Raw genomic sequence first — 22,023 nt, 5'->3', positions numbered from 1 at the left:
AGGTGGACAACGTAGGCGTACGGCAGCGGCCGCGGGTCGAGGGCGGTCGTGAGGACGAGATCCTCGATGCGACCGTGGCGGTGGTGGCCGAGCTCGGCTACGACCGGCTCACGATGGACGCGGTGGCGACGGCGGCGAAGGCCAGCAAGGCGACGCTCTACCGGCGCTGGTCCACCAAGGCCGAGCTGGTCGTCGATGCGATCAGCCGGGCCAAGGGGTGCCCGATGCCGGAGGAGGTCGACACCGGCAGCCTGCGCGGCGACCTGATCTCGATGGCCTGCGGCGCGGGCGGTTTCACCGACGAGCTTCCGATGTCGGTGATCGCCGGTCTGCTGACCGCGCTGCATCGCGACGACGAGCTGCAGAAGGCTTTCCGTGAGCGCTTCCTGGCGCCCCGGCAGGCCCTGACCAACAAGGTGTACGAGCGTGCCGTCGAGCGCGGCGAGATCGCGCCGGACGTCGACGTCGACCTGCTGTCGGTGACGTTGCCCGCGGTGATCATCCACCACGCCTACATCCTCGGCGTCGAGCCGACCGACGATCTGATCCTCCGAGTGATCGACAACGTGATCCTGCCTGCGGCGCGGGGGTCGCAGGTGAGCTGACCGGTGAGGGGCCGGTCCGCGACAAAGCAAGACAGTCTGCCCAAGAGGGGAAGTTCTCTTATGTCCGAAGAAGTCATCAAGGCCGATCCGCCGGAGGAAGGCAGGCCGGCCGATGCGGTCGGTGAGCCCAACGGCCACGGTCACCGCAATCTCGGTATCGCGCTCGCGCTGATCTGCATGGCGCAGCTGATGGTCGTGCTGGACGGCACGATCGTCAACATCGCGCTGCCGCACATCAAGGGCGCGCTCGGCTTCAGCGACGCGTCGCTGCCGTGGGTCGTCAACGCGTACGCGCTGGCGTTCGGCGGTCTGCTGCTGCTCGGCGGCCGGATCGGTGACATCCTCGGTCGCCGCAAGGTCTTCGTGTTCGGCGTCATCCTGTTCGGCCTGGCGTCGTTCGTCGGCGGTATCGCGCAGAGCGAGACCGTGCTGCTGGTCAGCCGGATCCTGCAGGGCCTCGCGGCCGCGGCGGCCTCGCCGAACGCGCTCGCACTGATCACCACGACGTTCCCGGCCGGCAAGGAGCGCAACCGGGCGATGGGCGTGTACGCCGCGATGTCCGGCGCGGGTGCTGCCGTCGGTCTGATCCTCGGTGGCGCGCTGACCGAGGCGTCCTGGCGCTGGACGTTCTTCATCAACACGCCGATCGGTCTGCTGGTCGCCGTACTGGCCTTCCGGTTCCTGGGTGAGTCGGCCCGGCAGTCCGGCAAGTTCGACCTGCCCGGTGCGATCACCGGCACGCTGGGTCTGACCTCGCTGGTCTACGGCCTGACCCACGCCGCGACCAACGGCTGGGGCGACGCGCTCACGCTGACCTACATCCTCGGCGGCCTGGCGCTGATCGGGATCTTCCTCGGTATCGAGGCCCGGTCGAAGCACGCGCTGATGCCGTTCCGGATCCTCGCGAACCGGACCCGCGGGGTCAGCTTCTTCGTGATGCTGATCGTCGGTGCGGCGATGTTCTCGATGTTCTACTTCCTGGGCATCTTCGTGCAGAGCATCATGGGCTACAGCGCGCTGAAGACCGGTATCTCGTTCCTGCCGTTCAGCCTCGGCATCGTGATCGCGGCCCAGGTCGCGTCGACGCTGGTGGCGCGGGTCGACCCGCGGTGGCTCGCCGGCACCGGCGGCGTGTTCGTGGCGGCCGGCATGTTCGGGTTCAGCCGGCTCGAGGTCGACTCGACGTACTGGACGCACCTGCTGCCGTACATCCTGGTGCTCTCGTTCGGTATGGGCCTGATCTTCGTGCCGCTCACGCTGACCGCCGTCAGTGGGGTCGCCGCGGAGGACTCCGGGGTCGGATCCGCCGTACTGAACACCGTGCAGCAGATCGGTGGTGCGGTCGGCCTGGCGCTGCTGGGCACGATCTCCACCAGCGCCATCAAGGATAAGTTCGCCGAGCTGGCCCCGGGCCTGCAGAAGGCGGCCGAGTCCGGGCAGTCACCGGAACAGATCAAGCAGCTGCAGGGTCAGTTCACTGCCCTCGCTACGACGCACGGGTTCACCCGGGCGTTCGTCTGGTCGGCGTTCCTGGCGCTGGGCGCCGCGCTGATCACGCTGATCGGCCTGTCGATCAAGCACAAGGACCTGGCGAACGACGGCCAGGCCCCGGTCCACATGGGATAGGTAATGCTCGAAGGGCCCGCTTCCCGGGAGGGGGGAAGCGGGCCCTTCGTCTTTGTTTACAAGGCTTTCTGCATCACGATCTCGCGGCGTACGCCGTCGGGCATCAGGTCGCCGGGCTCGTCGGTGTCGACGTAGCCGTGGCGTAGATAGAGGTCGTGCGCGGGATCGTTGCCTGGGACAACGGACAGCTTGAGGACGGTGGCGCCGATGCTGCGGGCCCAGTCCTCGATGGCGGTCATCAGCGCGTTGCCGACGCCTTTGCCGCGGCCGGCCGGCGCGACCCACATCGACACCAGCTCAGCGTGGTCGTCGTCCGGGAACCCGCCGGCCATGCCTGTCGGCGTACCGTCGATCGAGGCGATCACCTGGTACGCGCCGGGCGCGCTGAGCCGCTCCCGCCAGCGCTCCTCGGGGGCGTCGATCCAGTCCGCGAGCTGCGAACCGAAGGCGAACGGCGCTTCTTCCAGGGCGGCGAGCCGGAGCCGGCTCCAGGATTTCCAGTCGTCCGGGCCGATGGCCTGTATGTCGATCACGCGGACAGGATCGCACTCGGCCCGGACGATCGACCAGTCAGTTTCGGGGTGGGAACCTGGACGAGACCCAGTCGCGGACGCCGCCGAGGCCGTCGCCGAGGTCGCGGAGCAGCTTGGCCAGCGGGTCCTGCGAGCGGTTGAACGCGTCGGTGTACGACTTCGCGGCGTTCTTCGCCTCCTGCGAGATCGACGCGTTCGCATCGTCCTGGCGCTTCGGGTAGTCGCCGGACACGATCGTCGTGTACTCGCCCTCGTCGACCCAGCGGCGCAGCTCGTGCGCGCGGATGACAGCCATCGGGTGCGACTGCGCCTCGAGCAGCAGCAGCTTCAGCACGCTGTCGCGCAGGTCGCCGGCACTCTCGTACTCCGTGCCCTGGGCAAGGAACGTCGTCGTGTCGAGCTCACCGAGCTGACCGCCGCTGGCGAGCTTCATCTGGACGCGCAGGGCGACGGCCGGGTCCTGGGCCGCGAGCAGACCGGCGCGGTCACCCGACAGCTCGGCCTTCCGGGACCACTCGTGCAGGGCGGCGATGATCGCGCGGAGGCCGAGAGCGCCGATCGGCATCCAGTTCAACGCGCCGGTGAGACGCATCAGCCAGAGCAGGAGCGACTGGTACAGAGCGTGGCCGCTCTGCGCGTGACCGAGCTCGTGACCGAGGACGAACCGCAGCTCCTCCTCGTCCATGCCCTGGATCAGCGCGCTGTTCACGACGATGAACGGCTTGTCCATGCCGATCGTCATCGCGTTCCAGATCGGGCTGTTGGTGACGTACAGCTCGGGGAGCTTGCGGACGTCCAGGGTGGCGCCGGCCTCGGTGTAGAGCCGGTGCACGGTCGGGAACTGCCGCTCGTCCACCCGGATCGCCCCGCCGAGGAACTGCAGCCGGAACGCGCGCTCGTTGATCATCCCCGACATCTTCCGCAGTACGTAGTCGAAGCCCTTCAACTGCCGCAGGGCCACCAGCGCACCGCGGTCCGCGGGGTGCTCCCACGCCCGCGAACTGATATCGGTCAGCGTCACCCGCTGCCGCGTCGGCCGATCGCCGTTCTCGCTCATCGCTCCCCCTGCTTCCCGGTCGTCATGGACCCCCAACTTAGCTCGCCGTGGGGGCGGGCGCCCGAGTCGAGATGCTCTGGAGCGGTCGGACAGTTAGCGTGACAGCTTCCCGGATCGGTGGTGAGGCGGAGGAGAGTGCGTGGCGAATCGTGCCGAGGAACTACTGGATGTCAACCGCACTCTGCTGGAGCTTGAGCGACGGCTGCGTACAGCCCGGTCGCTACGCCGTGCGGCGCGCTTGGCATTTGTGGCGCTGCCTTGCCTGTCGTTCGGTGCATATGCGCTGTATGTATCTCCGGATTTCGGCGTCGGTAAGAAGTTGATAGGCACGCCATTGGGCATTGCTATAGCGCTTCTCGCCGTCGGCCTGCTGGCTTATGTGGTTTGGAGGTACGAGGGCGGCGACACGGAAGCTCCTGATGATATCGAGTTGGAGCTTGTGGTTCAGCGCGAGCGGAAGGCGTATTTGCTGTCGCAGCAGTCGCATCAGGTCAAGCTTCGCCAATACTCCTACCACGAGGAAATCGCGTCGGACTTAGGCGCGCTGCGCAAGGGTGCTGCATTCTATCGACGAATCAACAACTACCTGCAGGCAGTCATCATTGTCGGTTCACTCGCCGCTACCTCCATCACCAGCCTTGCGTTGGCCGAGCAGACTTTACGATGGGCGAGTGTCGGGACAACCTTCGCGGTTGGTCTTGCTGCGGGCTTTACTGGCTACTTCAAGTTCAGAGAACGCAGCTTCTACTTGCAGCAGACGGCTGATGCGATCGAGCACGAGCGGAACTGTTTTGACCTTGCGATCGGAAGATACAAGGGGCGATCAGATCAGGAGGCCTTGGTTGAATTGGTGGAGGAGGTCGAACGCCTCCGCACCGAACAACGCAAGCGAGAGCAGAACATCGACCAACCACCCGAGCGAAACGACGGCTGAACCTGGCGTCGGTAGACACATTGTCGAACCGTGGGCAGCGTCACGATCGAGGTTTGAGCGCCAGGGCCAGCAGCAGGGTAGGGAGCCAGCCGAGGGGTACCGACCACCAGCCGAGGCCCTGGCCCGCTGCGAGTGCGGTCGTGGCGAGGCAGATCGCCGTACCTGTCAGCCAATATCCGAACGCTGCCCAGCCCGGGTGCTGGGTTGCTCGCCGGTGCCCGACCCACGCCAGCGTGAGGGTTGCCGGGAGGGCGAGGGCGGTTGCGCCGAGGGTCAGTACGGCGAGGATCAGGGCGACGTCGCCGGGGGAGAACTCGACCGCTCCGAGGGGGATCATGTGCCTGATCCTGTCGCCTGCGGGCGCCGGTCACCGAGCGTAGGAATACTCAAATCGGGCCCGAGGTCCTAGCCTGGCCCGCATGAGTGAGGTATGTCGTGAGGTCGATCGGCGGGACGAGAAGGCGCGCGCCTGGGTGTCCGAGGCGATCCGGATCGTGGACGCCGACGCGAACCGCAGCGCGGACACCCATCTGCACGTGTTCCCGATGCCGGAAGGTACCGGCGTAGACCTGTACCTCAAGGACGAGTCCGTACATCCCACCGGCTCGCTCAAGCACCGGCTCGCCCGGTCCCTGTTCCTGTACGCCCTCTGCAACGGCTGGATCCACGAAGGCACCACGGTCATCGAGGCGTCCAGCGGCTCCACGGCGGTCAGCGAGGCGTACTTCGCGCGGCTGCTCGGGCTCCCGTTCATCGCGGTGATGCCGCGCTCGACCAGCCCCGAGAAGGTCGAGCTGATCGAGTTCTACGGCGGCCGCTGCCACTTCGTCGAACGCTCCGGTCAGATCTACGGCGAGGCCAAGCGCCTGGCCGAGGAGACCGGCGGGCACTACATGGACCAGTTCACGTACGCCGAGCGCGCGACCGACTGGCGTGGCAACAACAACATCGCCGAGTCGATCTTCGGGCAGCTGTCGCTCGAGCAGCACCCGATCCCGACGTGGGTCGTGGTCGGTGCGGGCACGGGTGGTACGTCGGCGACCATCGGGCGGTACGTGCGCTACCAGCGGTACGACACGTGCGTCGCGGTCGTCGACCCGGAGAACTCCGCGTTCTTCCCCGCCTTCGAAGCCGGCGACCACGAGTTCTCCACCGGCCGCCCGTCCCGCATCGAAGGCATCGGCCGTCCGCGCGTCGAACCGTCCTTCGTGCTGGGCGTCGTCGACCGGATGATCTCGGTCCCTGATGCCGCGTCCATCGCGGCGATGCGCTTCTGCTCCCGCGTCACCGGGCGACTCGTCGGCGGTTCGACTGGCACCAACCTGTGGGGATCGCTCCGGCTGGCCGCCGAAATGCGCAAGGCCGGCACCCGCGGCAGCATCGTCACCCTCCTCTGCGACAGCGGCGAACGTTACGGCAACACGTACTACGACGACGCCTGGCTGCGGACGAGCGGCATAGACATCACGCCGTACACCGTCACCCTCGACACCTTCGCCCGCACCGGCATCTGGACCGAACCCGAGTAAATCTCCCCCACGCACGCTACGCAGGCGCTCCGCTCGCGTGTGACTGTCTGGCGGGCGCCTGCGGCCGGGCGGACTGTGGTGATCGGGGAAGGTGGTCAGCCCCCGCGTGCTACGCAGGCGCTTCCCTCGTCGCTCCGCTCCTCAGCGCGCCTGCTCCGCTCGCTCCCACCCACCCCCGGCTCAGCGCCGTGTTTCCGGCTATCGCCGGGGTGTTGCCGGCTGCCGCCGGCGAGTGGCGGCTGCCGCCGCGGTGCGCTCGCTCCGCTCGCGGTGACTGCTCGGCGCCGGCGGGGGCTCGCTGGGCGGCTGTGGAGAACGACGATAGTTGTTGGCCCACGCGTGAGACGCAGCCGCCGTGTGGTCGCATCGCTCCTCCGGCGCGGCAACTACGCGCGCTCCTACGCACTGCTCGATGGGCTTGCCGCCTGGTGGCGTCGATTTCTGGACTCCACGTACGCCTCGCGCAAGAGCCCCAGCAGTGCATCGTCGAGCTGGGCATGGATGTAGTTACCTCGGCCAATTTCGTTCGGAGCGACGTTGTCGAGTTTTGCGAGTGTGGTCGGTGCTTCCTGCTCGAAGACTGTGCGATACGGAGACAGATACGCCCCCTTGTCGTTCCAGATCGAAACCATGGCGCGGGATTGTCCTGGCAGGCGTGGGTTGAGAACCCATCGTCCCTTGCCGATCGATGTGTAGAGGGTTGCGAGGCGGTCGTTCTGTAGCCCCTGAGCCCACTCCAGCAGTCGTCGCAGTGATGGTTGCTGCTCGGCAGCGACTGTGCCGATGGACCCTTCGAACTCGTCGGAGCCAAGCAGGATCTCACTGGCGGAGGACGGTTTGCCTGTTCCGGCTGATTCGGCGGTCAGTTGCGTGCGGTCCGGCTCCACCAGTTGGGGCACTAGGAGGCGCTGTCCCGCCACCTCATACGCCGTGACGACCACCAGGTCGAGAGCCAGGCGATCGCTGGTCACGTCCTGCAGATAGCCGACGAGGTCGACCAAATCGGCCGGCGCTTCATCGAGTACGACGACAGCTCGCAAACGACCATCCGACAGTGCCTCGTTGAGGCGCACGTTGAATGAGTCTTCGTCGAAGTTCGGATCGCCTTCTGTGGCCGCTCCTGCGGCGTCGGCGATCGATGAATAGCCGTGCCGTTCGAGATAGTCCTGCAGCAAGATGAACAGCCCTTCGCTGTCGAGCCGGCGAAGGTAGGCTGCGTAGCCAAGCACCTGAGTCAGAGAACGCCGTCGGTCCGTGTTTGCGGCAAGTTTTACCTCGATCACGACAGGCCTGCCGGTCTCGACCTCCACTGCCAGGAGATCCGCGCGCTCAGGCCCGCACCTGACCTCTCTGCCGACAACTGCCAAGCGTGGCACGCCGGCCAGCGGCAACATAGCCGGCGTCTGCTCGATCAAATCGTGCAAGTCGGCTTCGAGTGCGAATCCAGCAGAGGTCAACGGTCGCCACTGGCCTTCATTGCCGAGGCCCCAGATTCCTGACATCAATTCCCCTACGTCGGTCAGACTTTCTCTCACGCCTGTCAGTTGGTCATCGTCGTTCGAGCCGTTTGCGAAGTCCACGACGGACGCCTAGTTGCGCTTGTCGAAGCGGTCGGGCGGTTGGATGTCCGACTTCTCGACGAAGTGGGCGGTGAGCACGGGACCCGTGGGGTGGCTTCGACCCTTAGGAGTCGGCTAACCGGGCCGTGATGTCGTCGGTGAGCTTGGTTAGGAGGCGGTTCAGGTCTGCGCGGTCTTCGGGGGGCCAGTCGGCGATGAGGTCCCGGAACCAGGTGGCGATGGTTGCGGTGTAGCGGTTGGCGGCTTCGGTGCCGGTGGGGGTGGGTTCTATGAGGCTGGCTCGGCGATCGTTGGGGTCAGCGACTCGGCGGATCAGGCCGCGGTGTTCCAGGGCCTGGACCTGGCGGGTGACGTGGGGGCCGACGACCTGCATGCGGTCCGCGATTTCGCCGACGCGGAGGGGGGTGTCTGCCATGGAAAGGGTCAGCAGGATCGTCATCGCCGGACGGTCCAGGGCCAGCCCCGTCGCCTCTGTTGCCTGCTGGGCGATGCGGCCGCGGTTCATCGCCGTACCGAGCTGGGCCAGGCGCGGGAGCAGCGCCAGCTCGTCTCCGGAGTCAGCGGCCACTTGATTACCTACCTTAGGTATGTTTATGATCCAGAAGTTAGATACCTAAGGTACATACTTCTGGAAGGGATCACCATCATGACCACTGTTCTGATCTCAGGTGCGAGCATCGCCGGGCCGGCGCTGGCCTACTGGCTGGATCGGTACGGCTTCGAGGTGACCGTGGTGGAGAAGGCCGCGGAGGTCCGGGGCGGCGGGTATGCGATCGACGTCCGCGGTACGGCGAGGGACGTCGCCGACCGGATGGGACTGCTGCCGCAACTCCGCAAGGCGCATGTCGGCACGCGTCGGATCTCGTTCGTGGATGCCGACGGGGAGCTGATCGCCGCGATCCGGCCGGAGGCGATGACCGGTGGCACGGAAGGGCTCGATCTCGAGGTACGCCGTGGCGATCTGGCCGACGCGCTCTACACGCCGATCCGGGACAAGGTCGAGTTCCTGTTCCATGACTCGATCGCGCAGCTCGACGATCGGGGCGATCGCGTCGACGTCCTCTTCGACAGCGGCATCCGGCGTACGTTCGACCTGGTCATCGGCGCCGACGGCCTGCACTCGAATGTACGGCGGCTCGTCTTCGGCCCGGAGGATGAGTTTCACTCGTACCAGGGCTACGCCTTCGCCGGCTTCACGATCGGCAACGACTTCGGGCTCGCCCACGAAGGCGTCTCCTGGAACGTCGCCGGCCGGGCCGCCGTGCTGTATGCGCACGAGCCGAGCGAGCCCATGCACGGTTTCCTCACGTTCGGATTGGATGAGCCGCCGTACGACGCCTTCCGCGATCCCGAGGCGCAGCGCGAACTGGTCGCGGCCACGTTCCCGGATCAGGGCTGGTACGTGCCGCGGTTGGTCGCCGCGATGCGGGAATCCGACGATCTGTTCTTCGACGTGGTCAGTCAGATCCACATGCCGACGTGGTCCCGCGGTCGGGTCGGGTTGGTCGGCGACGCGGCGTACGCGACCTCGTTCATGTCCGGTCAGGGCTCGAGTGTTTCGTTGGTCGGGGCGTACGTGCTGGCCGGCGAGCTGGCGACGTACGCCGATCACGCCGACGCGTTCGCGGCGTACGAGAAGCGGATCCGCTCGTTCGTCGAGGAGAACCAAGCCCTGGTCGAGATCGGCAAGCAGGTTGTTGCCCCCAGCACACAAGAGATCCTCGACGCACGCAATGCGCAGCTCAGGGCGGCAAGCATGACGGGCGATCAGGGCCGCGAAGCCAACAGCAGCTTGACCCTGCCGGACTACCTGCCGCTGTCAGCCGCCGAGGGCCAGGCCGGCTGCTAGGCCGATGGCGTAGAGGAGTTCGGTTTGGCCGGTGGCTTTGAGGACTGGGATGAGGGCGGGGCCGACCGCGTCGCTGAGGACTACTCGGATCGACTTGATCGCGAGGAGTGCGGCGATCAAGGCGAGCAGGGTCCAGGGTGTGGCGATCGCGGAGACGGCGGCCAGGACGAACGCGAGGATCACCAGGGCGGCGTACAACTGGCGCGAGCGCTGGGCGCCGAGGACCACGGCGAGGGTGCGTTTGCCGGTGACGGAGTCGGTCGGGATGTCGCGGAGGTTGTTGGCCACCAGGAGCGCGCAGGCGATCGAGCCGATCGAGACGGCACCGGCGACGGCGGGCCAGGTGATGGTTTCGGCTTGCACGTACGTCGTACCGAGGACGGCGACCAGTCCGAAGAAGAGGAAGACGCTGACTTCGCCCAGCGCGCGGTAGCCGTACGGGCGTTTGCCGCCGGTGTAGAACCACGCGCCGAGGAGTGAGGCGGCGCCGGCGACCAGGAGCCACCAGGTGGTGGTCGCGGCGAGGACGATGCCGAGCGCGGCGCCGATGCCGAAGCAGGTGAACGCGGCGGTCTTGACCTGGCCGGGGGAGGCGACCTTGGAGCCGACGAGGCGCAGCGGGCCGACGCGGTTCTCGTCGGTGCCGCGGATGCCGTCGCTGTAGTCGTTGGCGTAGTTGACGCCGATCTGGAGCGCCAGCGCGACGCCGAGGGCCAGCAGCGCCTTCCACCAGACGAAGCCGTCGAGGTACGCGGCCGCGCCGGTTCCGACGAGGACGGGGGAGATCGCGGCGGGCAAGGTGCGGGGGCGGGCGCCTTCGATCCACTGGGCAGGTGTGGCCATGACCGTCGATTCTGTCAGCCGCGAGGCCGAACGCGGGAAGCGGGCCGGTCGGCGGATGGCCGAGCCGTGAGCGGGCGTCCGGGCGGCGGGCCGTACGCTCGGGTTGTTATGGCTAGGTTGCGGCTGGTTCCGGGGACGCCGGATGAGGTGTTGGCGGCGCTTGCCGGTGTGCTGGACGGCAGCGGTACGCCGTTCGCGCCGCTGCCGGACGATGCGGCGGGTGCAGCCCGGGTCGAGCAGGCTGCGGCGCCGGACCGGCCGCTGGAGGACGGGTGCGCTGTGGTGCTCACCACCTCGGGTTCCTCCGGTGAGCCGAAGGGCGTGCTGCTGTCCCGGGAAGCGCTGATCGCGTCCGCGCACGCGACCCACGATCGGCTCGGCGGGCCTGGGCAGTGGTTGCTACCGATGAAGCCGTACTTCGTCGGCGGGTTGCAGATCCTCACGCGATCGCTCGTCGCGGGCACGACGCCGGTCATGCTCGGCGAGAGCTTCACGGAGAGCGCCGCCGCGATGACGGGTGCGCGGCGGTACACGGCGATGGTGCCGACGCAGCTGGCGCGCTATCTCGAGACGGACGCGGATGCGCTGCGGTCGTTCGACGCGATCATCATCGGTGGTGCGTCGACCCCGGAGCCGTTGAAGGTAAAGGCGGCGGAGGCGGGAGTCGCGGCGATCCCGGCGTACGGGATGACCGAGACCGGGAGCGGGTGTGTGTACGCCGGGGTGCCGCTGGACGGTACGTCGATCTCGCTCGACGCCGAACAGCGGATCCTGATCAAGGGGAGCACGCTGTTCTCCGGGTACCGCTTGCGGCCGGAGCTGACGGCCGAGGTGCTGAAGGACGGCTGGTTCCGGACGCAGGACCGGGGCGAGCTGGTGGACGGACGGCTGCGGGTCGTTGGCCGGGTCGACGATGTGGTGATCTCCGGTGGAGTGAATGTCACGCTGACCACGGTCCAGGCGCGGCTGCTCGAGCATCCGCGGGTGAAGGATGCTGTGGCGCTGGGCGTTCCGGATGCGGAGTGGGGGACGCGAGTGGTCGCGTTCGTGGTCGGGGTCGGGATCGAGCGGGATGAGTTGCGCGACTGGGTGAGTGAGACGTTGCCTCGAGCATGGGCTCCGCGGGACGTGATCAGGCTGGACGCGTTGCCGATGCTTGCCTCGGGCAAGGTTGATCGCCAGGGGCTGCTGGAGGGCGTGCGGTGATCACGTACTCGATCGGACTGAAGAACAAGTTTCGCGGCATCACGGTCCGCGAGGGGATGCTGTTCGAAGGTCCGGCGGGGTGGGCGGAGTGGAGCCCGTTCCTGGACTACGACGACGCGACCTGCGTGTCCTGGTTACGCGCCGCGCGCGAAGCCGCCGAGGTCGGTTGGCCGGCGCCGGTGCGCGACCGCGTTCCCGTCAACTGCACCGTGCCTGCTCTCGGTCCCGAGAAGGCCGCGGAGATCGTGAGAGCAAGCGGCTGCAGTACGGCGAAGGTGAAGGTGGCCGAGCCGGGACAGACGCTGGCCGACGACATCGCCCGCGTAGAAGCAGTGCGCGACGCGATCGGCGCCGGACGGGTGCGGATCGATGCGAACGGCGCGTGGTCCGTCGATCAGGCCGTGCGGAGCCTCAGAGAGTTGCGGCGTTTCGACCTCGAGTACGTCGAGCAGCCGTCGGCGACCGTGGAGGAGCTGGCCGAGGTACGGCGGCGCACCGACGTGCCGGTCGCGGCGGACGAGTCGATCCGGCGGGCTGAGGATCCCCTGCTGGTGAAGAAGCTCGACGCCGCGGACATCGCCGTACTGAAGGTGCAGCCGATCGGCGGCGTTCGCGCCTGCCTCGACATCGCCGAGCAGATCGGACTGCCGGTGGTGGTGTCGTCGGCGTTGGAGACCTCGGTGGGGATTGCTGCGGGGGTGGCGTTGGCGGCGGCGCTGCCGGAGCTTCCCTATGCGTGTGGCTTGGCGACGGTGTCGATGTTCACATCCGAACTAGTTACAGAGCCACTAGCTGCGGTCGACGGCTTCCTGCCGGTCAAGCGCGTTGTGCCGGATGCACACCTGGTGGAAGCGGCACTTGCCGATGCGGAGCGGACCAAAGTGTGGGAAGAACGCCTGATGCGAGTGAGGAGTGCGGGATGAACCCGTCCACGGCCTTTGCGACTGTTGTGGTCGATGAGCTGATCCGCAACGGCGTACGGGAGGCAGTGGTCTCCCCGGGCTCCCGGAGTGCGCCGCTGGCGTTGGCGATGGCCGAGGCCGATCGCAGTGGGCGGCTCAGGCTGCACGTACGGATCGACGAGCGTACGGCGGGATTCCTTGCCATCGGACTGATGCGCGGCACCGGTCTGCCGGTCCCAGTGGTCACCACGTCCGGTACGGCGGTGGCGAACCTGCACCCCGCCGTACTGGAGGCATCGCACAGTGGGCTCCCGCTGATCGTCCTGAGTGCGGACCGGCCGCCGGCCCTCAGAGGTAGCGGCGCGAACCAGACGACCGACCAGATCAAGGTGTTCGGCTCTGCGGTCCGGCTGTTCCACGAGATGGGTACGCCGGTCCGCGAGATCGGGCAGGTTGCGTACTGGCGGTCCCAGGTCGCGCGGGCAGTCGCCAACGCAACAGGGGCCCGCTCTGCTGACCCAGGACCCGTGCAGCTCAACTGCCCGCTCAGTGAACCGCTGGTGCCGACAGACGGTCCGGAGTGGCCCGAGTCGTTGCAGGGCCGCAGCACTGGGCCGTGGACTGCGATACATGCGGCAGCTGGGAAGCCGTCGGTCATTTCACCGGGACCGAAGACGGTAGTGGTCGCGGGTGATGGTGCATCGCAGGCGGCGCGGTTGGCCGCAGAGGCAGGAAAGTGGCCGCTGTTCGCGGAGCCGTCCAGCCGGGCGCGGATCGGTCCGTCCGTCATCTCGGCGTACCGCTTGTTGCTGCAGGCAAGTACTCTGGGGTCGGAGATCGAACGGGTGCTGGTGTTCGGGCACCCGACTCTGTCCCGGCCGATCTCGAAGCTGCTGGCCCGGCCCGAGGTGGAGATGATCGTGGTCTCGCCGACCGGTCTGTGGCCGGATCCGGCTCGGCGCGCGAGGTCCGTCGTCACCGGGCTCGAGGTCACCGGCGCAGACACGACCGACTGGCTCGAGCGGTGGCAGCACGCCGACCAGCTGGCCCGTCCGGAGATCGACAAGGTACTCGCGGACAGCTTGAGCGGACCGCGCGTCGCAGCCCTTGTCGGTGAGGCCGCCGGCGCGGACGGCATGCTTGTCGTCGCGTCCTCGAACCCGATCCGCGACCTCGACCTCGCCCCGGTCGTCCCGATCCGCACGATCGCGAACCGCGGCCTGGCCGGCATCGACGGCACGATCTCGACGGCCGTCGGCGCGGCGCTGGCGAACGCGGGTCCGACGTACGCGCTGATCGGTGATCTCGCGTTCCTGCACGACAGCAACGGGCTCGTGATCGGCCCGGACGAAGCTCGTCCTGATCTGCGGATCGTGGTCGTCAACGACAACGGCGGCGGGATCTTCTCCACGCTGGAGCAGGGCGATCCGACGCATGCCACGCACTTCGAGCGAGTCTTCGGTACGCCGCACAACGTGGACCTGGGCGCGCTGTGTGCCGCGACAGGTACGCCGTACACAAGCGTCGCGACGGTCGACGAGCTGCGTACTGCGCTGACGCCGACGGTGGCCGGCATGGACGTCGTCGAGGTGAAGATCTCACGCGACGACCACCGCCCGCTGGGTGAGGCGATGGTCACCGCACTCAAGCGGCTGTAACCGGGACCTTCGCCGGCTTCCGGGCCGGGTGCATGGTGCGGAGGTGGTTGAGCAGCGGCAGCGCCGCCGCGATCACCAGTGCGGTCGTCGTCAGGATCGGAATCGTCGCGCCGCGCAGCGACGAGTTCAGCGGCGCGGCGATCGTGAAGATCAGACTGACCGCGGTCATGATCATCGTCAGCTTCCGACCCGGTCGTGCCACGGCCAGGAACGGCAGGCACCACAGGAAGTACCAGTCGTGCGCACTCGGACCCAGCACGACGACTACGAGCAGTGCGATGCCGACTGCCCGTGCGGCGTAGTGGATCGACGACCGGAGACTCAGCACTGCGATCAGCCCGAGCGCAGCGACCATTCCGACCAGTCGGACGATCTGGAGTGCCTGCGCGGCCGCAGTGTCCTCACCTAGCCAGCCGAGTACGCCGGACGCCGCCATGCCGATCAGATTGGCGATGGAGAACGGTGAGCGGACCAGCCCGGGCACATCCAGGGCACCGAACCACCCAGACCCCACACCGGTCAGTGCACCGATGGTGAACAGCGTCAGCACCGACACAGCCCCAGCGATCGCCAGGCTGGCGAACCGGAGCAGCCGTCCGGCCAGTGGGCTCATCACTGCGGCGATAGCGATCACCACGAGTCCGCCTGGGAGCTTCACCGCTGCTGCGGCGCCCGCTATGACAGCCGCCGTACCCCACCTGCCGGTCAGCGCTATTGCGAACGCGCTGCAGGCCAGTCCGATCATCAGTACGTCGTTGTGGGCCGCACCGATGCCATGGGTGATCAGCATCGGGTTCAGTACGACCAGCCAGGTCGCGAAGGCCGGGTCGACCCGGCAGGCACTCGCCAGACGCGGTACGGCCCAGGCGATGAGCACTATGCCCAGTACGGCGAGGAGGCGGTGCGCCAGCATGAGCGTGTACGGGTTCATGGTCACGTGCGCGACCAGTCCGCCGTACGCGAGCGGCAACGGCCCGTACGGCGCGGGTGTCTGCATCCACATCGGGTCGACTGCCTCGACGATGTGGCCGGACAGTACGCCGGGGCCAACGTCGTACGGGTTGTAGCCGTTGGCGACGAGCGCTCCCTGCGCGGCGTAGCTCCAGGCGTCACGGCTGAACAGTGGCGGGGCCAGCAGCAGCGGTGCGCTCCAGTACGCCGTCATGCGAAGCAGCGGGAGCCGTTCGCCGGCCATGACCCGGCGGCCCACGGCCAGCCAGGCCCAGGCCATCAGCCCGAGCCCAGCGACCATGAACGTGAGGCCGACCATCCGGCCGAGCAGCGAGTGACGAAGATCGCCGGTGATCGGCAGGCTGGCGACCCAGGAGGACTGGGGCACTACCGAGGTCACCAGGCTGGCCAGAGCAACGACGACAGAGCCGACCAGCCCACGGACCATCGGCGAACGCATACGCGAAACGCTAGTGGCGCTGAGCGACCACCAAATGAACAGTGCCTAGCGTCAGGCGGACTCCTTACGGAAAGTGCGCGCTCCGACGGCCAGGCCGATCACTGTGAGCAGCACGACCCAGAACAGGCCCCACAGCGACGCCGAGCTGCTGATGTCGCCACGGAACAGGGCACGAACCCCGTTGACGACGTGCTTGAGCGGACTGATGTCGGACAGCCGCTGCAGCCACGTCGGGCCGATCTGCATCGGCAGCAGGATGCCGGACAGCAGCAGCAACGGCATGGCGATGCCGTTGAGCAGCGGGGCCAGTGCGTCCTCGCTCTTGGTGATGAGTGCGACGGAGTACGACAGGGAGGCGAACGTCGCGCCGAGGAGGGCGACGATCACGAGTGAGAGCAGCACGCCGCCCCACGGAGCGCGCAGGCCGAGCGGGAGCGCGGCGAGCAGCAGGAGGATCGACTGGACGACGAGCACGACGACGTCGCGCAGTACGCGGCCTGCCATCAAGGCCATCCGGGACGCCGGGGTGACGCGGTCGGCCTCGATCACACCGGCGCGGTACTCCGCGATCAGGCCGAAGCCGACGAACATCGCGCCGAACATGCCGAGCTGGACGATCAGACCCGGGATGAACACCTGGTAGGCGTTCGTGGCCTGACCCTGGCTGATCTGCGCGGTGAGCGGCTTGAGGAGCGGGCCGAACAAGAACAGGTACATCAGCGGCTGGCTGAGCATCAGGATCGACCACATCGGGTTGCGCAGCGACAGCCGCATCTGCCGGTGGAACACGATCCAGGTCTCGCGCAGGACGGTCATGCGACGGCCTCTTCCTTCTCGTCGGCGGGGGCGGCGATGGCCTCGTCGCGCAGCGAGCGGCCGGTCATGGTCAGGAACACGTCGTCGAGAGTCGGGCGGTGTACTTCGACGCCGTGCAACTCGATGCCTTGGGCATCGATCGAGCGGAGCAGGCCGGGGAGCACCGAACCGCCGCGCTGGATGCGGAAACAGACCACCTCGGCGTCGGTCTCGACCTCCACCGCGCCGTCGAGCTCGCGGACGATCTTCATCACCGCCGGCGCCTGGGTGGTGTCGGCGAGACTCAGCCGGACAGCGTCGCCGGAGACCTGCTGCTTGAGGTTCTCCGGGGTGCCGGAGGCAACGATCTTGCCGTGGTCGATGACCAGGATCCGGTCGCAGAGCGCGTCCGCCTCGTCCAGATAGTGCGTGGTGAGGAAGATCGTCGCGCCGCGGTCGCGGAGGCCGCGGATGTGGTCCCACAGGTTGGCGCGGGCCTGCGGGTCGAGGCCGGTCGTCGGCTCGTCGAGGAAGATCAGCTTCGGGTCGTGGATCAGGCCCATCACGATGTCGAGCCGCCTGCGCTGGCCGCCGGAGAGCGTCTTGCACTGCCGCCGCCAGAGGCCGGGCAGGTCGAACTCCTCGAACAGACGCTGCCCGTCCGCGGACGCCTTCGCTTTCGGTACGCCGTACAGCCGCGCGTGGTCGACCACTTCGTCGCCGGCGATCGCCTCGGGGAGCGTGGATCCGCTCTGCGGCACATACCCGATACCGCGGCGTACGCCGACCGGGTCCTTCGCGAGATCACAGCCGGCCACGGTCGCGGTCCCGCTGGTCGGCTTGATCAGCGTCGCCAGCATCCGCATCGTCGTGGTCTTACCGGCCCCGTTCGGCCCGAGAAAGCCGACGATCTCCCCGTCAGCCACCTCCAGATCAACACCCTGCACGGCCTCCACCGGCCCACGCTTGGTCTTGAACGTCCGCACCAACCCACGAGCTTCGATCATCATGCGGCCAGTCTGACTAATCAACTTTGACTAGTCAACATTGATTAACTCTTGGTCAGCTGGTGGGTGGGTCGGGGATTTCGCCCCAGTGGGTGACCATGCCGGGGTAGGGCTTCCAGTCGGCGGGTTCGCCGGCGAAGGCGTAGGCGCCGGACTTTATCCGGGTGTGGAACTGGCGGGTCCACTCGAGTTCGCCGTTGTCGCGGGCGGTGGTGATGCGGAACATCTCGACGACGTGGTTCGGCGTGCCGGGGTCCTCGCGGATCTGGCGTTCGGAGTACGGGCCGGACTTCAGCCAGGACTCCAGCTGGGAGATGCGGGCCTCCAGTGCGTCCACCACCTCGTCGCGGCGGAGCGACCACATGAAGGCCAGGGCGGCCTGCATCTTGTCGGGGTGGAAGCCGTCGACGGTCCAGAGCATGCCGCGGAGGAGCGAGAAGTACTCCGTTTCGCCGTCGGCCGTCAGCTTGTACGACGTACGGCCGGGTCGATGCCCACCGTCCTGCTCCAGCTCGAGCAGGTAGCCGTGTTTGGCGAGCGTCCGCAGGCCGGTGTAGATCGAGCCGGGGTTGATGTTCGCCCACGCCTGCACGTTCCACGTCATCAGCTCGCGGCGCAGCTGGTACCCGTACGCCGGCTGGAAGATCCGCACGACCCCGAGCAGCAACAACCGCGTGGTGGACATGGTCGCAGTGTAAATCCGGACGACCCGCAACCGTCTCCAGGCGTACGATCCGGGCCATGGATGTCCGGGTGACGAGCGATCCGCAGGCGTTCGAGCAGACCGTGTTCCCTTTCCTGCAACAGGATCCGGTGCTGCACACGATCATCATGAGCAACGTGCACGAGCGCGCGAACGGTACGGCGCGGGCCGAGTCCGAGCCGTCGTACTTCGTCTCCGTGCACGATCCGGACGTGATCGGCGTCGCGATGCGTACGCCGGGTCGCGGTGTGTACCTCGGTGCGCTCCGCGAGGAGCTCGCCGTACCGATCGCCGACGCGTACGCCGACGTACTGCCCGAACTCCACGGTGTCGCGGGCGACCGCCCGGCGGCGCACAGGTTCGCGCAGCGGTGGGTCGAGCGACGCGGCGGCAGCCTGGCCGAGACGCGCGGCACCCGGTTGCACAAGCTGATCGACTTCACCCCGCTCTCGGCGGACGGCGGAACGCCGCGCCCGATGAACGCCGACGAGGTGGACCTGGTCGCCGCCTGGGGCAAGGACGGTTTCGCGGAAGAGCTGTCCACTGGCCATCACGAGTGGGCCGCCGCCCGCCTGGCGGGAGGAACGATGTGGATGTGGGAGGTCGACGGCGAGGCGGTGAGCATGGTCGGCTACCACCTCCCGCTCTTCGGCGTCTGCCGGGTCGGCCCGGTCTACACGCCACCGGAGCGCCGGCGTCACGGGTACGCCGGTGCGCTGACCAGTCACGTGTCCGCGTTGATCCTTGCCGACGGCAACCAGGCGTGCCTGTACACGGACCTGGCCAATCCGACCTCCAACAAGATCTACCACCAGGCCGGCTACCGGCCGGTGGCCGACTTCGTCGATGTGGAGTTCGGTGCATGATCGCCCGTACCACCAGTGATCCGGTCGCGTTCCGGCAGCTTGTTCCCGTGGGCGGGCAGGAGGAGTCGGTGCGGCTGTTTACGCACTCTTGGAGGAGCCGGACGCCGGGGGAGCGCTGACCGTCAGGGGTGTGGGCGCAGGTCGTGGCGGGAGGTGATGCCGAGCTTGGTGTAGATGTTGCCGAGGTGGTACTCGACGGTGCGGGGGCTGAGGAACAGCCGGCTGCCGATCTCGGGGTTGGAGAAACCGTCGCCGGCCAGGCGGGCGATCTGGCTTTCGCGGGCCGTTAGTTGGGTGGCAGTGGCGGGAGTGCGTTTGCGGGCGGTTTCGCCGGTGGCGAGGAGTTCCCGGCGGGCGCGTTCGGCGAAGGCTTCGGCTCCCATCTCGGTGAACAGGTCGTGGGCGGTGTGGAGTTGTTCCCGGGCGTCGTGGCGACGGCGTCGCCGGCGCAGCCATTCGCCGTACAGGAGGATGGCGCGGGCGAGTTCGGTGCGGACCCGCGTCCTGGCGAGTCGCTCGATCGCTTCACGGTAGAGGGGTTCTGCCGTCCGGTCGTCGCTGACCAGCGCGCGGGATCGGGCCTCGATCCCGAGGGCCCAGTCGGTGCCGCTCGCGCTGGTCATCGCGGTGATCCAGCCGAGCGTTTCCTTCGCCGCCTCGAGCTGCCCGCTGCGGACAGCCGCCTCGACGAACTCGGGCGCGGCCCAGCTCATCGCGCCCGGAGTCCGCGCCAAGGGAACGTTCACCTGGCCGAGTGCGCGGTGCGCGGCGGCCATCGCCTCGCGGTAGCGGCCGTGGCCATTGCTCAGTACCGCCGTCGCCCGCTCGGCGACAACGACCCCGATGCCCTCGCCCCGGTGGGTCGCGTCCGGAATGGTGGTTTCGATCCGCGTGGACACCTCAGCGTCCGCACCGCGCAGCGCGGCAACGGCGAGTCCGGCGTACGGCGACGGGTTGCTGCCGGTCGCCTCGGTCACGGTCTGGATCTCGTCGACGAGTGCCCCCGCGGCGCCGAGTTCGCCGGTGAACAGCAGCAGATACGCGCGCATGCTGAGCGCGAGCGGCAGCTCACTCAAAGCGCCGGTCGTGCGGGCGAGCTCGAGGTACCGGGCGGAAAGCCGATCCCAGCACCCGTCGTTCCACAAATGCAGAGCCGCCTCGCACGCCAGCCACGACCAGCGCAGCTCCTCCGGGGCGGACATGTCGTCGCCGAACGAGGTCACGGCTCGCCGCAACAGCGGCAGGCCGGCCGCGTAGCTCTCGGTGAAATTGGCGGCCAGGCCGGCCAGCAGGAGATCCGGTGAGGTGGGCTCGTGCGGTCGGGGCGTCGTACTGGCAGCCCGCGCCACGGCCAGGGTGTTGCCATCCGGACCGGCCAGCCGGCCCGCGAACATGGCAGCTGTCAGTGCGTCCAGGTACGTCTCCCGAGACAGCGCGGTGTCGATCGGCTCGAGGCGCTTCGCGGCCTTGAGCAGCAGCGGCGCGGCGCCTCGGCCCCGGTTGGTGGCGAAGGTGATCTGCGCGCGCAGGAGGTCGACGCGAGCCTGTTGCAGTTCGCTGAGCGGTCCCGCTTCGGCCATCACCAGCAGGTCCAGCGCGGCATCGAACGCTCCGGCCTGGCTCTTCGTCTGCGCCGCCGCCAGTGCCCGAGTGGCCCGCTGTGCCGGATCGATGGTCAGCCGCGCGGAACGCTCGAGGAACGCGGCTGCGGCGGCCAGACCGCCGCGGGCCTGGGCGCGGCCGGCGGACTGCTCCAGTTCCGCGGCGACGGTGTCGGCGGGTCCACTCGCCGCGTGGGCGAGATGCCAGGCCCGGCGGTCCGCGTCGCGTGCCGGATCGGTGACCTCGGCCAGCGCACGGTGCGCCTCCCAGCGTTCCTCCGGCGTCGCCTCCCGATGGATCGCCGAGCGCACCAGCGGATGCCGGAAGGTGATCCGCTCATGGAACTGCACCAGGCCGGCGAACTCGGCTGGATCGACCGTGTCGACGGCGATGCCCAGCCGCTGCGCGGCACGGCGTACCAGGGCCGCGTCCCCGGCCGGTTCGACCGCGGCGATCAGGAGCAGCCGGCGAGTGTCGGACGGCAACGGTGCGAGCCGGCGCTGGAAGGTGCCCTCGATCCGATGGGTGAGTTGCTGTGCGTCGGGCAGGCCGAAGCCACCGGCGAGTTCGGCGTAGCTGAGGTCCTGCGGTAGTTCCAGGAGCGCCAATGGGTTCCCGCGAGTCTCGGCCAGGATGCGGTCGCGGACCCGCTCGTCGATGGGTCCGGGGATCGCCGCGCTGAGCAGCTCTCGTGCGTGGGGTGGCGGGAGGCCACCGAGGTCGAGCCGGGGTACGCCGGAGAATGGCCCGGCGTCGGCCGAGTCGCGGAGGGCGAAGACCAGGGCGACGGACTCGTGCATCAGCCGCCGGGCCACGAAGGTGAGAGTTTGGGCGGAGGTGTCGTCGAGCCATTGCGCGTCGTCGACGACGCAGAGCAGTGGTTCGTCGGTCGCGGCGTCGGCCAGCAGGCTGAGGACGGCCAGGCCGACCAGGAAGCGATCCGGCGGCGGACCCGTTCGAAGGCCGAAGGCGGTGCCGAGCGCCTCCCCCTGTGGGGACGGAATGTGGTCGAGCCGGTGCAGCAGTGCTGCGCACAGCTGGTGCAGGCCGGCGAAGGCGAGCTCGGCTTCGGCCTGTACGCCGGCCGCACGGATGACCCGGCACTTGGACGCCTCGCTGACCAGATACTCGAGCAACGCCGACTTGCCGATCCCCGCCTCCCCGCGGATCACAAGGGCCTGGCTGAGGCCGCTCCGGACGTGATCGAGGAGCTCGTCGAGCTGCCGGCGCTCGACGAACCGATCAACCAGCCGGTCAACCAGCATGGTCCGAAAATAGACCGGTTCGACCTCCGGGACCATGACCCCGGCCCGGTGA

Annotated in this window: 20 protein-coding genes; 9 read left to right on the top strand and 11 right to left on the bottom strand. The window is 68.1% G+C overall.

Features of this window, described 5'->3' with window-relative positions; translation table 11 throughout:
* The first annotated feature begins 2 nt into the window (after positions 1-2).
* Together EV645_RS09840 and EV645_RS09835 are read left to right on the top strand one after the other, a co-directional pair.
* Positions 3-605, top strand: a complete 603-nt coding sequence (locus EV645_RS09840; protein ID WP_242000303.1) for a TetR-like C-terminal domain-containing protein — start codon at positions 3-5, stop codon at positions 603-605.
* Positions 606-665: 60 nt separating this feature from the next.
* Positions 666-2,231 (top strand): MFS transporter, encoded by a 1,566-nt coding sequence (locus tag EV645_RS09835; protein WP_130441878.1) that lies wholly within the window; start codon positions 666-668, stop codon positions 2,229-2,231.
* A 56-nt stretch (positions 2,232-2,287) separates the two neighbouring features.
* Here EV645_RS09835 and EV645_RS09830 read toward each other — a convergent pair whose 3' ends face one another.
* Complete coding sequence (locus EV645_RS09830) at positions 2,288-2,764, bottom strand: GNAT family N-acetyltransferase (protein ID WP_130441876.1); 477 nt, start codon at positions 2,762-2,764, stop codon at positions 2,288-2,290.
* A gap of 37 nt (positions 2,765-2,801) precedes the next feature.
* Positions 2,802-3,821: a M48 family metallopeptidase gene (locus EV645_RS09825; RefSeq protein ID WP_130441874.1), complete on the bottom strand. Its 1,020-nt coding sequence runs from the start codon at positions 3,819-3,821 to the stop codon at positions 2,802-2,804.
* A 139-nt stretch (positions 3,822-3,960) separates the two neighbouring features.
* Between EV645_RS09825 and EV645_RS42200 the strand changes: the two genes are divergently transcribed.
* Positions 3,961-4,755: an SLATT domain-containing protein gene (locus tag EV645_RS42200; protein WP_198681533.1), complete on the top strand. Its 795-nt coding sequence runs from the start codon at positions 3,961-3,963 to the stop codon at positions 4,753-4,755.
* Positions 4,756-4,795: 40 nt separating this feature from the next.
* Here EV645_RS42200 and EV645_RS09815 read toward each other — a convergent pair whose 3' ends face one another.
* On the bottom strand, positions 4,796-5,092 hold the full coding sequence (locus EV645_RS09815; RefSeq protein WP_130441872.1) for a hypothetical protein: 297 nt from the start codon (positions 5,090-5,092) through the stop codon (positions 4,796-4,798).
* Positions 5,093-5,174: 82 nt separating this feature from the next.
* Between EV645_RS09815 and cds1 the strand changes: the two genes are divergently transcribed.
* Positions 5,175-6,284, top strand: a complete 1,110-nt coding sequence (gene cds1, locus EV645_RS09810; protein WP_130441870.1) for an L-cysteine desulfhydrase Cds1 — start codon at positions 5,175-5,177, stop codon at positions 6,282-6,284.
* Between the two features lie 398 nt (positions 6,285-6,682).
* Here cds1 and EV645_RS09805 read toward each other — a convergent pair whose 3' ends face one another.
* Both EV645_RS09805 and EV645_RS09800 read right to left on the bottom strand, forming a co-directional pair.
* Entirely contained in the window at positions 6,683-7,864 is a 1,182-nt protein-coding gene (locus EV645_RS09805) for a PDDEXK family nuclease (protein WP_130441868.1), read from the bottom strand.
* A 103-nt stretch (positions 7,865-7,967) separates the two neighbouring features.
* On the bottom strand, positions 7,968-8,432 hold the full coding sequence (locus EV645_RS09800; RefSeq protein WP_242000302.1) for a MarR family winged helix-turn-helix transcriptional regulator: 465 nt from the start codon (positions 8,430-8,432) through the stop codon (positions 7,968-7,970).
* 78 nt (positions 8,433-8,510) lie between these two features.
* Here EV645_RS09800 and EV645_RS09795 point away from each other — a divergent pair, with 78 nt between their 5' ends.
* Complete coding sequence (locus EV645_RS09795; protein WP_130441866.1) at positions 8,511-9,713, top strand: FAD-dependent monooxygenase; 1,203 nt, start codon at positions 8,511-8,513, stop codon at positions 9,711-9,713.
* Here the strand turns inward: EV645_RS09795 and EV645_RS09790 are convergent.
* The gene (locus tag EV645_RS09790; protein WP_130441864.1) at positions 9,684-10,556 is read right to left on the bottom strand and encodes a 1,4-dihydroxy-2-naphthoate polyprenyltransferase; all 873 of its coding nucleotides are present in this window, start codon (positions 10,554-10,556) and stop codon (positions 9,684-9,686) included. The two genes, EV645_RS09795 and EV645_RS09790, sit on opposite strands and share 30 nt — an antisense overlap.
* A 108-nt stretch (positions 10,557-10,664) precedes the next feature.
* Here EV645_RS09790 and EV645_RS09785 point away from each other — a divergent pair, with 108 nt between their 5' ends.
* Genes EV645_RS09785 through menD form a run of 3 tightly spaced genes read left to right on the top strand, consistent with a single transcriptional unit; the run spans position 10,665 to position 14,322 of the window.
* Positions 10,665-11,762 carry an AMP-binding protein gene (locus tag EV645_RS09785; RefSeq protein ID WP_130441862.1) on the top strand — a complete coding sequence of 366 codons (1,098 nt, stop codon included), beginning with the start codon at positions 10,665-10,667 and terminating at the stop codon, positions 11,760-11,762.
* Complete coding sequence (locus tag EV645_RS09780) at positions 11,759-12,685, top strand: o-succinylbenzoate synthase (RefSeq protein WP_130441860.1); 927 nt, start codon at positions 11,759-11,761, stop codon at positions 12,683-12,685. Before EV645_RS09785 ends, EV645_RS09780 begins: the two co-directional genes overlap by 4 nt.
* On the top strand, positions 12,682-14,322 hold the full coding sequence (gene menD, locus EV645_RS09775; protein ID WP_130441858.1) for a 2-succinyl-5-enolpyruvyl-6-hydroxy-3-cyclohexene-1-carboxylic-acid synthase: 1,641 nt from the start codon (positions 12,682-12,684) through the stop codon (positions 14,320-14,322). Before EV645_RS09780 ends, menD begins: the two co-directional genes overlap by 4 nt.
* Here the strand turns inward: menD and mptB are convergent.
* The 4 genes from mptB to EV645_RS09755 are packed head-to-tail and all read right to left on the bottom strand — an operon-like array spanning position 14,309 to position 18,220.
* Entirely contained in the window at positions 14,309-15,733 is a 1,425-nt protein-coding gene (mptB, locus tag EV645_RS09770) for a polyprenol phosphomannose-dependent alpha 1,6 mannosyltransferase MptB (RefSeq protein WP_198681532.1), read from the bottom strand. The genes menD and mptB overlap by 14 nt on opposite strands.
* A gap of 51 nt (positions 15,734-15,784) precedes the next feature.
* Positions 15,785-16,549: an ABC transporter permease gene (locus EV645_RS09765; protein WP_130441856.1), complete on the bottom strand. Its 765-nt coding sequence runs from the start codon at positions 16,547-16,549 to the stop codon at positions 15,785-15,787.
* Positions 16,546-17,538, bottom strand: a complete 993-nt coding sequence (locus EV645_RS09760) for an ATP-binding cassette domain-containing protein (RefSeq protein WP_198681531.1) — start codon at positions 17,536-17,538, stop codon at positions 16,546-16,548. Before EV645_RS09760 ends, EV645_RS09765 begins: the two co-directional genes overlap by 4 nt.
* A 52-nt stretch (positions 17,539-17,590) precedes the next feature.
* Complete coding sequence (locus tag EV645_RS09755; protein ID WP_130441854.1) at positions 17,591-18,220, bottom strand: PadR family transcriptional regulator; 630 nt, start codon at positions 18,218-18,220, stop codon at positions 17,591-17,593.
* A gap of 56 nt (positions 18,221-18,276) precedes the next feature.
* Here EV645_RS09755 and EV645_RS09750 point away from each other — a divergent pair, with 56 nt between their 5' ends.
* On the top strand, positions 18,277-19,104 hold the full coding sequence (locus EV645_RS09750; RefSeq protein WP_130441852.1) for a GNAT family N-acetyltransferase: 828 nt from the start codon (positions 18,277-18,279) through the stop codon (positions 19,102-19,104).
* A gap of 122 nt (positions 19,105-19,226) precedes the next feature.
* Here EV645_RS09750 and EV645_RS09745 read toward each other — a convergent pair whose 3' ends face one another.
* Positions 19,227-21,971 (bottom strand): helix-turn-helix transcriptional regulator, encoded by a 2,745-nt coding sequence (locus EV645_RS09745; protein ID WP_130441850.1) that lies wholly within the window; start codon positions 21,969-21,971, stop codon positions 19,227-19,229.
* Positions 21,972-22,023 lie beyond the last annotated feature (52 nt).

The organism is Kribbella rubisoli, from assembly GCF_004217145.1.
Lineage (GTDB): Bacteria > Actinomycetota > Actinomycetes > Propionibacteriales > Kribbellaceae > Kribbella > Kribbella rubisoli.
This window is presented reverse-complemented; position numbering and strand designations above follow the sequence as displayed.

What these genes read in the sequence shown, in the direction of transcription:
- EV645_RS09835 (WP_130441878.1), top strand. Translation starts at nt 666, where the DNA reads ATGTCCGAAGAAGTCATCAAGGCCGATCCGCCGGAGGAAGGCAGGCCG.
- EV645_RS09825 (WP_130441874.1), bottom strand. Translation starts at nt 3,821, where the DNA reads ATGAGCGAGAACGGCGATCGGCCGACGCGGCAGCGGGTGACGCTGACC.
- EV645_RS09815 (WP_130441872.1), bottom strand. Translation starts at nt 5,092, where the DNA reads ATGATCCCCCTCGGAGCGGTCGAGTTCTCCCCCGGCGACGTCGCCCTG.
- cds1 (WP_130441870.1), top strand. Translation starts at nt 5,175, where the DNA reads ATGAGTGAGGTATGTCGTGAGGTCGATCGGCGGGACGAGAAGGCGCGC.
- EV645_RS09795 (WP_130441866.1), top strand. Translation starts at nt 8,511, where the DNA reads ATGACCACTGTTCTGATCTCAGGTGCGAGCATCGCCGGGCCGGCGCTG.
- EV645_RS09790 (WP_130441864.1), bottom strand. Translation starts at nt 10,556, where the DNA reads ATGGCCACACCTGCCCAGTGGATCGAAGGCGCCCGCCCCCGCACCTTG.
- EV645_RS09785 (WP_130441862.1), top strand. Translation starts at nt 10,665, where the DNA reads ATGGCTAGGTTGCGGCTGGTTCCGGGGACGCCGGATGAGGTGTTGGCG.
- menD (WP_130441858.1), top strand. Translation starts at nt 12,682, where the DNA reads ATGAACCCGTCCACGGCCTTTGCGACTGTTGTGGTCGATGAGCTGATC.
- mptB (WP_198681532.1), bottom strand. Translation starts at nt 15,733, where the DNA reads ATGCGTTCGCCGATGGTCCGTGGGCTGGTCGGCTCTGTCGTCGTTGCT.
- EV645_RS09765 (WP_130441856.1), bottom strand. Translation starts at nt 16,549, where the DNA reads ATGACCGTCCTGCGCGAGACCTGGATCGTGTTCCACCGGCAGATGCGG.
- EV645_RS09760 (WP_198681531.1), bottom strand. Translation starts at nt 17,538, where the DNA reads ATGATGATCGAAGCTCGTGGGTTGGTGCGGACGTTCAAGACCAAGCGT.
- EV645_RS09755 (WP_130441854.1), bottom strand. Translation starts at nt 18,220, where the DNA reads ATGTCCACCACGCGGTTGTTGCTGCTCGGGGTCGTGCGGATCTTCCAG.
- EV645_RS09750 (WP_130441852.1), top strand. Translation starts at nt 18,277, where the DNA reads ATGGATGTCCGGGTGACGAGCGATCCGCAGGCGTTCGAGCAGACCGTG.
- EV645_RS09745 (WP_130441850.1), bottom strand. Translation starts at nt 21,971, where the DNA reads ATGCTGGTTGACCGGCTGGTTGATCGGTTCGTCGAGCGCCGGCAGCTC.